Genomic DNA, 12,404 nt, shown 5'->3' on the forward strand with positions numbered 1-12,404 from the left:
ATGGCAGATGCGACATTGCGTGGATAGTACCGCGTTGAGAGCATGTGACTTCGGCCACCCGAGGCCGAGACGGCTTTCAACGTCGAAAGAGAGATGTTCATGACGCAGACAGTGACCCCGGACGAAGGGACGGTCGCTTCCTCCCGGAGCGAGTTCCGGCGCGGATGGCCGACGCTGGTGTTCAGCACGATCGGCGCCGGTGTGGGGCTCAGTGCACTGGGCTACATCCTGGGCACACTCGTGGTACCGCTGCAGGAGGAGTTCGGCTGGGGCCGGGGCGAGATCAACCTCGCTTCGCTGGTCAGCTCGCTGGGCCTCGCGGCCGCGCTGCCGTTCGTCGGCAGGTTCCTGGACCGATTCGGAGTCAAGCGCGTCGCCCTCGTCTCGATCCCGCTGTTCGTGATCATGCTCATCCTCGTCAGCACGTTGACGTCGAGCCTGGCGACGTTCCTCGCGTTCTACGCGCTGGCCGGACTGCTCGGCGCCGGAACCTCCGCGGTCACGTACTCCAAGGCGGTCATCGACAAGTTCGACAAGCGTCGCGGCATCGCGCTGGGCATCGTCGCGGGCGGGCTCGGCACGGCGGGACTGCTGCTGCCGCCGCTGATGGGGATCGTGATCGCCGGCAGCGGGTGGCGCGCCGCCTACCTGACGATGGCCGTCCTGGCCGCGCTGCCGTTCGTGCTCGTCTTCTTCGCGCGCCTGAGCACCCCCGCGGCGGTCGCCGCCGTCGACCGCTCCACGCTGCCGGGTCTCACGATCCGCACGGCGGTGCGCCGACGCGAGTTCTGGAGCCTGTGCGTCGTGTTCTTCCTGCTGGGCTGGGCGCTGCTGACGATGGTCCCGCACTTCGTCCCGCTCCTCATCGACTCGGGCGTCGATCCGGTGCAGGCGGCCTTCCTGTCTTCGCTGGTGGGCGTGGGCACGGTCATCGCCCGCCCCGTGATCGGGTGGCTGTTCGACCGCTTCTATGCGACCTACGTCGCCGTCCCGCTCTTCATCGCTGCAGCATTGGGATGCCTCCTCCTGCTGTGGGCAGGGCCGGCCGCGGCACCGCTGACCGCGCTTCTGATCGGCATCGGCTTCGGCGCCGAGATCGACCTGATGTCGTACCTGAGCTCGCGCTACTTCGGACCGCGCGCCTTCGGCGCGCTGTACAGCATCGTGTACAGCCTGTTCATGATCGGAAGCGCCTTCGGCCCGGTGATGGCCGGATTCGCCTTCGACGCGAACGGCAGCTACACCGTCCCGCTCATCCTGGCGGCATCCATGATGGGCGTCGCCGCCGTCGTGCTGCTCACGCTCCCGCGCTTCCAGAGGACTGCGGCCTCGTGACCTCGGCACCCGAGCTGCAGCAGGTTGCCCACGGAGTGTGGGCGTACGTCCAGCCCGACGGCGGCTGGATGGTCAACAACATGGGGCTCGTCACCGGACACGACGGCTCCACGAGCATCGACACGACGTCGACCGAGAAGCGCATGCGCGACTACCTGCACGCGGTCGCGGGCGTCACCGGCGACCCGGTGCGCCGAGTGGTCCTGACGCACTCGCATCCCGACCACTGCAACGGCGCCTCGCTCCTGCCCGACGCCGAGATCATCGCGCATCGCACCGTCGCCGACGACCTGCGACGCCCGCACGCGCTGGCCCCGCACATCTTCGCGCCGTTCGAGCAGGGGGCGGCCGAGCCGCGCCTGCCGACGATCCTGTTCGAGGACGCGCTCGGGATCGACGCCGGCGATCGGCGGATCGAGGTGCGTCACCCCGGCGGGCCGGCGCACACCGCGGGCGATGCGTACGTGTGGCTGCCGGAGGACGGCGTGCTGTTCACGGGCGACCTGGTGTTCCACGGCGGCACGCCGTTCGCGCTGTCGGGATCACCCGCGGGGTGGCTGCGAGCGCTGGGCGAGATGGCCGCGCTCGAGCCCGAGACCGTGGTGCCCGGCCATGGAGAGGTGGGCGGACCGGCGTTGTTCGCACCGGTCGCCGACTATCTGCACTTCCTCATCGACGCGGCCGAACACGCCCACCGCGCCGGACTACCACCGCTGGAGGCGGCGCGGCAGCTCGACCTGCGCCGATTCGACGGCCTCCTCGAGAGGGAGCGCATCGTGGGCAATCTGCATCGGGCGCTGGCCGAGCTGAACGCCGCCGAGGTCGACTTTCCGCAGGCTTGGCAGGACATGTACGACTACAACGGCGGTCGTCCGCTCGCGTGCCACGCATGACCGAGGTGGTCCGCGCGCATCGTGAACGCCGACTGTATCGACGAACGGAGACCCATACATGAGAATCGCCCGCTGGACTCATCAGCACACCGTCGGCGAGGGATTCGTCATCGACGATCGCGTCGTGGCCTTCGGGGACGGAGCGACCGTCGCCGACGTGCTCGCGGCCGGCCTGGATGCCGCGCACGACGCGTACGAGCGCATCCTCCAGGACGGCACGGCGGTGACCGCCGGCATCCCGCTGACCGACGTCGCTCTTCTCTCCCCCGTTGTTCCCGCGTCCATCCGGGACTTCGTCACGTTCGAAGAGCACGTCGAGGGCGTCTCGGCCGGTGTCGAGGGCAAGAGCCACGTCGCGCCGGAGTGGTACGAGGCGCCGACGTTCTACTTCACCAACCCGCACACCGTGCTGGCGTCCGGTGAAGAGCTGCACCCGCCGGTCACCGAGAGGCTCGACTTCGAGCTCGAGCTCGCCGCCGTCATCGGCGCTGCGCCCGACGGAGCCGAAGCGAATCTCGCGCCGGAGGACGCGGCATCCGTCATCTTCGGCTACACGATCATGAACGACTGGTCGGCGCGCGACCTGCAGGCCCGCGAGATGAAGGTGCGCCTCGGACCGGCCAAGGGCAAGGACTTCGGCACCGTGCTCGGTCCGTGGATCGTGACGGCTGACGAGTTCGATCAGTACCTCGACGACGACGGGTTCCTGGCGATCCGCGCCGCGGTCCGGGTCAACGGCGAGCTGATCGGCGAGGACCTGGTCTCGAACATGGGCTGGCCGTTCCCAGAGCTCGTGGCCTACGCCTCGCGCAATTCACGGGTCGTTCCCGGCGATGTGCTCGGATCGGGGACGGTCGGCAACGGCGGATGCCTCGGCGAGCTGTGGGGCCGCAACCAGGGGCTCGTGCCGCCACCGCTGCAACCCGGCGACGAAGTGGCGATGACGATCGAGGGCATCGGCGAGATCGTCAACCGCATCGGCGCTCCCGTGCCCGCGCCAGAGATCCCGCCGGCGCGCAGGCGGACGCGGGCGCGGACGCGCTGACGGGCGGGCGCACCGCTCGCGCATATCGCGCGTGTATCGAAAAGCGCATACGGGGTGACAACGGCCGGCTGCCTTGACTGGACGCATGGTCGTTCCCCCTCCCACGCGATCCGGCAGTCGCGGGATGCTGCCGCCGTCGTTCCTCGTCGGATCCGCCCGTGCGGGGAGTGGGGTCGGTGATGATCGCCCGACCCGCCGCCTGGACGTCACCGTCTTCGGGTGCGATGTCGACGAGGCGATCCTGTTCCGCGAGAAGGCGCCGGCGCTCGGCATCACGCCGGTCATCACTGGCGCCGCGGTCTCCGAAGCGACGATCGAACTGGCGACCGGCAACCGCTGCATCAGCGTCGGGCACAAGTCCGACATCACGAACCCCCACCTGCGTGCGCTGAGTCGCGCCGGCGTGGAGTACATCTCGACGCGAAGCATCGGCTACAACCACATCGACGTCGCCTATGCCGAGAGCCTCGGCATCCGCGTCGAGAACGTGGCCTACTCGCCGGCGAGCGTCGCCGACTACACGCTGATGCTGATGCTCATGGCGCTGCGGCACGCGGCATCCATGCTCCGCCGCGTCGCTGCACACGACTACCGGCTGCCCGTGGCGCGGGGTCGCGAACTCGGCGATCTCACGGTTGGGGTCATCGGAACGGGACGGATCGGCGCTGCCGTCATCGATCGACTGCGTGGATTCGGATGCCGCATCCTCGCGCACGACGAGCGGCAGACGACGGGTGCCGACTACGTGCCGCTCGACGAGCTGCTGCACGAGAGCGACGTCGTGACCCTGCACGCCCCGCTCACCGTCGGTACGCGTCACCTCCTCGATGCGCGCCGGGTCAGCCGGATGAAGTCCGGTGCCGTCGTCGTCAACACCGCGCGCGGAGCGCTCATCGACACCGATGCGCTGATTCGGGCTCTGGAGACCGGCCGGCTGGGCGGTGCGGCTCTGGACGTCGTCGAAGACGAGGAGGGCGTCTTCTATGCCGACCATCGCGACCGGCCCGTCGAGAGCGAGCGCCTGCGGCGCCTCCAGCGTCTGCCGAACGTGATCATCAGTCCGCATGCTGCCTATTTCACCGAGCGCGCGTTGAGCGACATCGTCGAGAACTCGCTCCTGAACTGTCTGCGATTCGAAGGGAGAAACCATGGCTAGAACCCGGATCGGCGTGTTGTTCGGCGGTCGGTCGGAGGAGCACCCGATCTCGCTCAAGTCCGCCCGGGAGGTGGCGGCGCACCTGGATCTCGACAAGTACGAGCCCTCCTACGTCGGGATCACGCCGGAGGGCGCGTGGCGGCTGTGCGACGGTCCGGACGACGGCTGGGAGTCGGGCTCGTCGCGTCCGGCGGTGCTTTCGCCGGACCCTGTGACCAGGGGGCTCCTCGTCCTGGGGGACGACGGCTACGAGACGGTGGAGCTCGACGTCGTGCTGCCGGTCCTGCACGGCAGGTTCGGCGAGGACGGGGCGATCCAGGGCCTGCTCGAGCTCTCGGGCATCCCGTACGTCGGCTGCGGCATCCAGAGCTCCGCCGTGTGCATGGACAAGTCCCTCGCCTATGTGGTCGCGCGTGCCGCGGGGATCGCCACGCCCGACTTCTGGGTGCTCGCCCGGGGGGACGACATCGATCCGCGGGCCATCCGCTACCCCGTCTTCGTGAAGCCCGCGCGCTCCGGGTCATCGTTCGGAGTGAGCAGAGTCACCGGTCCCCAGGAGTTCGGTGCGGCCGTGGCGGAGGCGCGGCGCTACGACGAGAAGGTGCTCGTCGAAGCGGCGGTCGTCGGCAGCGAGGTGGGGTGCGCCGTCATGGGGAGCGGCCGCGAGCTGACGGTGGGTGAGGTCGACCGCATCGCGCTGTCGGGCGGGTTCTTCCGCATCCATCAGGAGAGCACTCCCGAGACCGGTTCCGAGAACTCGACGCCGATCGTGCCGGCCGACATCCCGGACTCCTCGCGGCGGCTGGTGCAGGCGACCGCAGAGGCCATCTACCGCGTGCTGGGGTGCACCGGTATCGCGCGGGTCGACATGTTCCTCACCGAGGAGGGCACCGTGATCCTCAACGAGGTCAACACGATGCCCGGCATGACCTCGTACAGCCGGTACCCGCGCATGATGGCCGCGGCCGGCATCCCCCTCTCCGAGCTGCTCGACCGACTCGCGACCGAGGCGATGGCGGGGTCCCGGCGATGAACCTCGACTTCGCCTTCGTCGACGAGCTGGTGCCGGGTATCCGGTGGGACGCGAAGTACGCCACGTGGGACAACTTCACCGGAAGGCCCGTCGAGGGCTACGCGGCGAACCGCATCGTCGGCACGCGTCCGCTCTGCGAGGCGCTGCGCACCGCGCGGGCGAATGCCGCCGAGCTGGGGTTCGGTTTGCTGCTGTGGGACGGCTATCGCCCCCAGCGGGCCGTGGACAGCTTCACGCGCTGGGCGCAGCGGCCGGAGGATGGTCGCACGAAGCCGCGCCACTATCCGAACCTCGACCGGGATGCGATCTTCGAGAGGGGGTACGTCGCGACGAAGTCGGGGCACAGTCGCGGCAGCACCGTCGACCTGACGCTCTTCCACCTCGGCACCGGCGACCTTGCCGCCATGGGAGGCGGCCACGACCTCATGGACCCCGTCTCGCATCACGGAGCGCGCGGACTCACGCGCCTCGAGTCGGGCAACCGGAACCGGCTGCGTGCCGTGATGGAGGCATCCGGATTCCTCCCTTACGACACCGAATGGTGGCACTACACGCTCCGCGACGAGCCCTATCCCGACACGTATTTCGACTTTCCGATCGGGCAGCCGGGGGGACGCGCATGATCCCGCTGAGCCTCGGCGAGATCGCGCGGATCGTCGGCGGCAGGGTCGAGGGCGACGCGGCGGTGACCGTGACCGCACCGGCGGTGCTCGACGGACGGCGCGCAGAGCCTGGGGGGCTCTTCGTCGCCTTCGCGGGGGAGCACGCCGACGGCCACGACTTCGCGGAGCAGTCCGCGCGAGCCGGGGCGGTCGCGGTCCTCGGCACCCGCTCCACGGCGCTGCCGACGGTCGTCGCCAGCGACTCGGCGATCGCACTGCAGTCGCTCGCCACGCACGTGGTGGCCGGGCTTCGTCCGGAGCTGTCGGTGGTGGGGATCACCGGCTCGCAGGGCAAGACGAGCACGAAGGACCTGACGGCCGCGGTGCTCGGCTCGGTCGCCCCGACGGTCGCGACCCTGGGCAACTTCAACAACGCGCTCGGGGTGCCGATCACGATGCTGCGAGCCCAGCCGCACACGCGGTTCCTGGTCGTGGAGATGGGTGCGCGCCGAGTGGGCGACATCGCGAAGCTCACCGGCATGGTCGGCCTGGACATCGCCATCGTGCTGAACGTCGGCAAGGCGCATCTGGGCGAATTCGGTTCGCGCTCGGCGATCGCCAGGGGCAAAGCCGAGCTCGTCCGCGGATTGGTGCCCGGCGGCACGGCGATCCTCAACGCCGACGACGCGCGCGTGCGGGGGATGCGCGCGCTCACCGACGGGCCGATGCTCACGTTCGGCCGCGCCGAGGGCGCCGACGTGCGGGTGGAGGGCGTGAGCTTGGATCGACTGGGTCGTCCCTCCTTCACCCTTCGGGCGGCGGATGCCACGGCCTCGGTCGCATTGCCGCTCGTGGGTGCTCACCAGGCCTTCAACGCCGCGGCCGCCGCAGCGGCCGGGCTGGCTTTCGGGGTTCCGCTCGGCCAGTCCGCCGCCGCGCTCGCCGCCGCATCGCTGTCGGGGCAGCGGCTGGATCTGAAGGACCTCGAAGGCGGCGCGACTCTGCTCGACGACTCCTACAACTCGAGTCCGGGCTCGGTTCGTTCGTCGGTCGACGCGCTGGCCTCGATCGCGGGTGCGCGCCGCATCGCGGTGCTGGGCGAGATCCTCGAGCTGGGCGACCACAGCGAGGCCGAGCATCGCTCCGCCGGAGCCTACGCCGCGGAGCGCGTGGACATCGTCGTCGGCGTCGGCGCGAACGTGCGCCCGCTCGCCGACGCCGCCGGCGACCGCGGCGTCGCGGTTCCCGACAACGCCGCGGCCGTCGACTGGCTGCGGGCCAACCTCACCCGCGGCGACGTGGTGCTCGTGAAGGCCTCCCGCGGCGCCCACCTCGACGAGGTCGTCGCGGCGTTGGTGTAGCCGGGGGTTGTCCGCGGCACGGGCCTCAGACGGCGACCGGTCCTTCGAGGCGATACTGCGCCGGGCTGCGGCCGGTCTGCTTGCGGAACACCGTTGCGAAGTACTGGCTCGACTGGAAACCGCACAGGAACGCGATGTCGGTGACTTTGTAGTCGGTCTCTCGGAGCAGCTGCTTCGCGCGATCGACTCGTACCCTGCCGAGATACTCCATCGGCGACACGTTCACCAACTGCCGGCAGTAGTGGGCGAAGCGTGTGCGCCCGAGGCCGCAGGCGTCGGCCATGGTGTCGGCCGTCCAGGGCTCATGCACGCGCTCGATCAGCGATTCGAGGAACAGGCGCACGGTGCGCTCGGTCGACGACAGGTAGGGATCGAGTACGGGCGACTGGCTCTCGAGCAGGTCGCCCAGTTCGATGAAGACCTCGGCCACGCTCGTGGCGATCCTCGCCATCGGCTGTGAGACCTCGTGCTTGAGCGTGCGCTGCAGGGTGTCCATGGCGCTCAGCATCGGCTTGCTCGCCTTCCACACCGGCGCCTCGTTGTGGCTGAGGAGCTCGGTGAGTCGCCGCAGATCGCTCTCGGGGAGCGGGAGCCAGGTCGGCCATTCCCATTCCTGGTTCGGCCGCCGCACGCCGACATCGAGGATCAGCCACGTGAGCGTCGACGCGCCGATGTTCGGGCGCCCGACGCGGTGCAGCTGCCAGGGGCGGGTGATGGTGAGGGAGCCGGCCGACAGGTCGAATTCCTCGCCCGCGCAGGAAAACGGCAGGGAGCCGGCTCTCACGCACGTGATCTCGATGCCCTCGTTCCGATGCCAGCCGAGTCCCCAGTCCTGAGGCGAGGCGACCTCCCAGTGCCCCGCGTTCTTCAGCTGTGGGAGGAAGTCAGGATCCATCGGCTCGCCCGGGTAGGTGCCGCGGCCGTATGCCCAGAGGCCGACTTCGCCGCGAGCCCCCGCCGTACGCAGCGGAGCGCAGGTATCCGCCACATACATCTCACCGTTGTCGCGATACACCGGTATGTCGGTGGCGAACGGGTCGAAGGCGACAGCTGATTCCACAGTGACCATGGCAAACCCCCAGGTTGGCGACGTCGCCGACTCGGGTGCGGTCCGGATGTTCAACATACGCCAGTGAACGGAACTGGAAGACCGCCGGCGAACGTCCTCTTAGCGTAGCCAACGCACGACCTCGACGGTCGGCCCAAGCAGAACTCGAAGGAGAGGACTCCTCCATGACCATCAAGATCGGATGCTTCGCGCTTGTCGATCCGTTCTCCACGCTGGACCACCAACTCGATCGCATCCGCGACTGGGGCTTCCGGTTCGCGGACGTCACGGACACCAGCGACGGTGCCGTGCTGGGCAACCACTTCGGGTTCTCAGCCGTCGCGAGTCTGGATGCCAACCCGTTCGATCTGAACCGGATGTTCGAAGAGCGCGGGCTGACGATCACCTCCTACTGCGCCCACGCTGACCTGCTGGACCCGGCAGCCCCTTGGCGCTACGGCACGGGCGAGATCATCAAGGCCATCCGCGCGGCGGCCGCGATCGGCGTGCGACATGTCGTCACCACGGAGGGGGAGCCGGTCACCGAGTTCGGTCGTGGCCTCGAGCTTCGCGAGGCGATCCTCGTGCTCAAGGAGAAGCTGTGGGAGCCGGTGCGGATCGCCGAGGACCACGGCGTGAAGATCCTGTTCGAGCCCCACGGCCCGATCTCGGGTACGATCGACGGCACGACGGCACTCCTGGAGGCCATCGATTCGCCGGCGTTCGGACTGAATCTCGACACCGGCAACTGCTGGCTCGCGGGGACCGACCCTGTGGAGTACACGCGTACCTTCGGCTCCAAGATCGAGCACGTCCACTGGAAGGACCTCGGTGCAGAGTGGGAGGCCAAGCGGGGCCAGATCTTCGGCTGCGGCATGGCCGACATCGCGCTGGGCACCGGCGTCGTCGACATCGAGGGCTCGTTCCGCGCGCTCGAAGCGGCAGGATTCGACGGCTTCACAACGCTCGAGGTGGGCGGCGATGAAGCCGTGCTCGGATCAGCCGCCTTCCTCGAGGCGCTGGGGGCGACCCGATGAGTCAGCCCCTCGGCATCGGCCAGGTGGGGCTGGGCAGCATCACGATTGCGCACCGTGCCGGATACCGCAAGTACGGCCAGCCGGTCGTCGCCGGCTACGACCCCTCGCCGGAAGCCCGCGAACGCTTCGCCGCGGACAGCCCGGATGCCGCTGTCTACGCGTCGCTGGAGGAACTGCTCGCCGATCCGGCGGTCGGGGTGATCGACGTCGCGACACCCCATCGACGGGACACCCGATTCCCCGTCGTGCAGGCGATCGCCGCGGCCGGCAAGCCCATGCTGATCCAGAAGCCGCTGTCGTACACGTATGACGAGGCGGTGGAACTCGCCGACCTCGTCGCCGACGCCGGCGTGATCGCCATGGTGAACCAGAACATGTGCTTCACTCCGGGCTCGCTGCGCCTGGTCGACGCGATCATGAAGGACCGCGCGGTCGGAGAGCCGCAGTTCGCGCAGGTCTCGGTGCAGTACCGCTTCGATCTCGACCCCGGCCACTGGTTCGGCAAGGACGATCGCTGGTGGACGGGTGCACTGACCGTGCACCACTTCGGGTTCCTTCAGCTGCTGCTGGGCCCGCCCGAGACGGTGTACGCCGTGACCGGATTCGATCCGTCGCAGCCGGGCGTGACCAGCGACGGGTTCGGGCACCTTCTGCTGCGATACGCGACCGGCGCGTCGGTTGCCGTGACCTCGACCGGCACCTACTACGGCACCGAACCGAGCCCGCACGGCAACGAGAAGCTGTGGATCCAAGGTCCATACGGCGTCGCCGATTGGCGACCGCAGGGTCGGCTGGAGCTATCCCGCCGGGGCGCCGACGATATCGAACGGACCGTTGTGGAGTGGCCTGAGACGGCGACCTGGTTCCCGGATGCCTTCGGACTCACGATGTCGCACCTGCGACAGTCGCTCGAGGCCGGGAAGACGCCCTTCTGCGCCATCGACGACAACCTCTACGTCATGGCGGTCATCGAGGCTGCCTATCTGTCGAGCGCCGAGAACAGGGTCGTGCCGCTTGTCGAGATCATGGGCGACCGGTACAACCCCGCCTACGGCACCGGCTGGTCGCACGGGTTCTCCGGCTGGACGCCCGTCGAGCCGATCGAGGTCGTGATCTGATGACCCTCGGCTGGCGCCCTGTCGACGGTGGGATGGGGGACATCGCCGCCCGCGACGGCACGGTGCTCGCGCGCTATGACCACAGCGGGCGCAAGAACCACCCGTTCTTCGCCGACGTGCGACCTCTCGCACACGGCGGTGTGCTGACCAATCACGCCCCGTGGGACCACCGCTGGCACCACGGACTGTGGTGGTCGTGGAAGTTCATCGACGACGTTCTGTACTGGGAGGACCACGAAGGATACGGCGGCAACCGTGTCGGCCTCGGTCGTTCCCTCGTCATCGAGCACCACGCCGAGCAGACCGACTCGGTTGTGCGTCTTCGGGAGCGGGTCGAATGGCGCGAGGACGGCAGCGGGGCGGTCGTGCTGACCGAGGAGCGCGCACTCGAGATCTCGAGCGACCCTGAGCACGGGGTGTGGTGGATCGACTGGGACCTCTCATGGCGACCCCAGCGCGATGTCTTCTTCGATGTGACTCCGTTCCCCGAGAAGCCCTGGGGCGGATATGCCGGGCTGAACTACCGGGCCGCGCGATCCATGGTCGCGGATGAGCAGATCCTCGCCTCCGGGGGGCTGGCAGGGGCTGAAGCCATCCACGGCACCGACGTGGACTGGGTCGCCCTCTCGGGCAATGTCGACGGATCCGGAGCGGATGAGCCGGACCGGCCCGCCTACGGGGGAGTGCTGCTCGTGGCGCACCCCGACAACCCCTGGGGTCGTTCTGGCTATGTCTTCTCCGGAGCGACCGGCGAGTTCGGCTTCGCCGCCATGGCCCCGCTCATGCACGGCGGGCAGAAGCTCGCCGTGACCGAGACCCTTCGTCTGCGCTACCGCACCGTCATCTATGGCGAGCGCTTGACCTCAGACCGCCTCGGCGCCCTGGCCGAGGACTACAGGCGCGACTGATCCGCGCCACCAGCACCGAAACACAGCAGAAAGGCACGTCAATGAAGACAACACGATCCACCACGCGCCGGAGCCTCGCGATCGCCGCGGCGATCGGCTCCGTCGGGCTCATCGCAGGCTGCGCCGGCGGCGGAGCGCCGGAGGACTCCAACCCGGACGAGACCATCGAGCTCACGGTGCTCGACTACTACACCGATGAGCCCAGCCACTCGAACATGACCGCGAGGCTCGAGGCATGCGCCGAGGAAGTCAACGCGACGATCGACCACCAGAGCGTGCCGTCGCCTCAGCTGAACGCCAAGATCCTCCAGCAGATCTCGACCAAGACGATGCCCGACGTCCTCATGGTCAACAACCCCGACCTTCCGCAGTTCGCCGACACCGGAGCGCTGCGTCCCCTCACCGACCTCGACATCGACACGAGCGCGTACTACCCGTCGGTCCTCGAGGTCGGCACGTACGAGGACGAGCTGTACGGCCTGGCGCCGAACGTCAACTCGCTCGTGCTCTTCTACAACAAGACCCTGCTGGAACAGGCGGGCGTGGAGGTCCCCACGACGTGGGATGAGTTGGCGGATGCCGCAGCCGCGCTGACGCAGGGTGAGACCTACGGCTTCGCGTACTCGGCCGCCAGCGGCACCGAGGGCACGTGGACGTTCATCCCGTTCCTGTGGAGCAACGGCGGGTCGCAGCTCGAGCTGAACGCCCCCGAGGCCGTGGAGGCTCTCGATTTCTACACCGGGCTCGCCCGGGACGGTTACGTGTCGAAGTCGGTCGTCAACTGGGCTCAGGCGGACGTCAAGGACCAGTTCGCCGACGGTCGCGCCGCGATGATGATCAACGGCCCGTAGCAGATCCCGAGTCTCAA

Annotated in this window: 12 protein-coding genes; 11 read left to right on the forward strand and 1 reads right to left on the reverse strand. The window is 68.8% G+C overall.

Annotated elements, in window-relative coordinates; all coding sequences use genetic code 11:
* Positions 1-99: 99 nt before the first annotated feature.
* The 7 genes from ACLKM7_RS08635 to ACLKM7_RS08665 all read left to right on the forward strand — a co-directional run bounded on the left by ACLKM7_RS08635 (position 100) and on the right by ACLKM7_RS08665 (position 7,425).
* Positions 100-1,335 (forward strand): MFS transporter, encoded by a 1,236-nt coding sequence (locus ACLKM7_RS08635; RefSeq protein WP_436446745.1) that lies wholly within the window; start codon positions 100-102, stop codon positions 1,333-1,335.
* A complete protein-coding gene (locus ACLKM7_RS08640) occupies positions 1,332-2,228 on the forward strand; it encodes an MBL fold metallo-hydrolase (protein WP_436446747.1) in 897 nt (298 codons plus the stop codon). The genes ACLKM7_RS08635 and ACLKM7_RS08640 overlap by 4 nt, the downstream gene beginning before the upstream one ends.
* Positions 2,229-2,286: 58 nt before the next feature.
* Positions 2,287-3,273: a fumarylacetoacetate hydrolase family protein gene (locus ACLKM7_RS08645; protein ID WP_436446749.1), complete on the forward strand. Its 987-nt coding sequence runs from the start codon at positions 2,287-2,289 to the stop codon at positions 3,271-3,273.
* Between the two features lie 85 nt (positions 3,274-3,358).
* Positions 3,359-4,429, forward strand: a complete 1,071-nt coding sequence (locus ACLKM7_RS08650) for a D-isomer specific 2-hydroxyacid dehydrogenase family protein (RefSeq protein ID WP_436446751.1) — start codon at positions 3,359-3,361, stop codon at positions 4,427-4,429.
* Entirely contained in the window at positions 4,422-5,462 is a 1,041-nt protein-coding gene (vanA, locus tag ACLKM7_RS08655; RefSeq protein WP_436446753.1) for a D-alanine--(R)-lactate ligase, read from the forward strand. Before ACLKM7_RS08650 ends, vanA begins: the two co-directional genes overlap by 8 nt.
* Positions 5,459-6,085 (forward strand): D-Ala-D-Ala dipeptidase VanX, encoded by a 627-nt coding sequence (gene vanX / locus ACLKM7_RS08660; protein ID WP_436446755.1) that lies wholly within the window; start codon positions 5,459-5,461, stop codon positions 6,083-6,085. Before vanA ends, vanX begins: the two co-directional genes overlap by 4 nt.
* Positions 6,082-7,425, forward strand: coding sequence for a UDP-N-acetylmuramoyl-tripeptide--D-alanyl-D-alanine ligase (locus ACLKM7_RS08665; RefSeq protein ID WP_436446757.1), 1,344 nt, complete (start codon positions 6,082-6,084; stop codon positions 7,423-7,425). Before vanX ends, ACLKM7_RS08665 begins: the two co-directional genes overlap by 4 nt.
* A gap of 25 nt (positions 7,426-7,450) precedes the next feature.
* Here ACLKM7_RS08665 and ACLKM7_RS08670 read toward each other — a convergent pair whose 3' ends face one another.
* Positions 7,451-8,494, reverse strand: a complete 1,044-nt coding sequence (locus ACLKM7_RS08670; protein WP_436446759.1) for an AraC family transcriptional regulator — start codon at positions 8,492-8,494, stop codon at positions 7,451-7,453.
* Between the two features lie 164 nt (positions 8,495-8,658).
* On the opposite strand from ACLKM7_RS08670, the gene ACLKM7_RS08675 reads away from it, so the two are divergent.
* The 4 genes from ACLKM7_RS08675 to ACLKM7_RS08690 are packed head-to-tail and all read left to right on the forward strand — an operon-like array spanning position 8,659 to position 12,387.
* Entirely contained in the window at positions 8,659-9,510 is an 852-nt protein-coding gene (locus ACLKM7_RS08675) for a sugar phosphate isomerase/epimerase family protein (protein WP_436446761.1), read from the forward strand.
* Complete coding sequence (locus ACLKM7_RS08680) at positions 9,507-10,628, forward strand: Gfo/Idh/MocA family protein (RefSeq protein ID WP_436446763.1); 1,122 nt, start codon at positions 9,507-9,509, stop codon at positions 10,626-10,628. Before ACLKM7_RS08675 ends, ACLKM7_RS08680 begins: the two co-directional genes overlap by 4 nt.
* Positions 10,628-11,536: a DUF6807 family protein gene (locus tag ACLKM7_RS08685; protein WP_436446765.1), complete on the forward strand. Its 909-nt coding sequence runs from the start codon at positions 10,628-10,630 to the stop codon at positions 11,534-11,536. Before ACLKM7_RS08680 ends, ACLKM7_RS08685 begins: the two co-directional genes overlap by 1 nt.
* Before the next feature lie 41 nt (positions 11,537-11,577).
* Positions 11,578-12,387, forward strand: coding sequence for an ABC transporter substrate-binding protein (locus tag ACLKM7_RS08690; protein WP_436446767.1), 810 nt, complete (start codon positions 11,578-11,580; stop codon positions 12,385-12,387).
* Positions 12,388-12,404 lie beyond the last annotated feature (17 nt).

Source organism: Microbacterium sp. I2 (assembly GCF_051364985.1).
In the GTDB taxonomy this organism is placed as follows: Bacteria; Actinomycetota; Actinomycetes; order Actinomycetales; family Microbacteriaceae; genus Microbacterium.

Excerpts from the sequence above, each read along its gene's own strand:
- ACLKM7_RS08635 (WP_436446745.1), top strand. The coding sequence starts at position 100 with ATGACGCAGACAGTGACCCCGGACGAAGGGACGGTCGCTTCCTCCCGG.
- ACLKM7_RS08645 (WP_436446749.1), top strand. The coding sequence starts at position 2,287 with ATGAGAATCGCCCGCTGGACTCATCAGCACACCGTCGGCGAGGGATTC.
- ACLKM7_RS08650 (WP_436446751.1), top strand. The coding sequence starts at position 3,359 with ATGGTCGTTCCCCCTCCCACGCGATCCGGCAGTCGCGGGATGCTGCCG.
- vanA (WP_436446753.1), top strand. The coding sequence starts at position 4,422 with ATGGCTAGAACCCGGATCGGCGTGTTGTTCGGCGGTCGGTCGGAGGAG.
- vanX (WP_436446755.1), top strand. The coding sequence starts at position 5,459 with ATGAACCTCGACTTCGCCTTCGTCGACGAGCTGGTGCCGGGTATCCGG.
- ACLKM7_RS08665 (WP_436446757.1), top strand. The coding sequence starts at position 6,082 with ATGATCCCGCTGAGCCTCGGCGAGATCGCGCGGATCGTCGGCGGCAGG.
- ACLKM7_RS08670 (WP_436446759.1), bottom strand. The coding sequence starts at position 8,494 with ATGGTCACTGTGGAATCAGCTGTCGCCTTCGACCCGTTCGCCACCGAC.
- ACLKM7_RS08675 (WP_436446761.1), top strand. The coding sequence starts at position 8,659 with ATGACCATCAAGATCGGATGCTTCGCGCTTGTCGATCCGTTCTCCACG.
- ACLKM7_RS08680 (WP_436446763.1), top strand. The coding sequence starts at position 9,507 with ATGAGTCAGCCCCTCGGCATCGGCCAGGTGGGGCTGGGCAGCATCACG.
- ACLKM7_RS08685 (WP_436446765.1), top strand. The coding sequence starts at position 10,628 with ATGACCCTCGGCTGGCGCCCTGTCGACGGTGGGATGGGGGACATCGCC.
- ACLKM7_RS08690 (WP_436446767.1), top strand. The coding sequence starts at position 11,578 with ATGAAGACAACACGATCCACCACGCGCCGGAGCCTCGCGATCGCCGCG.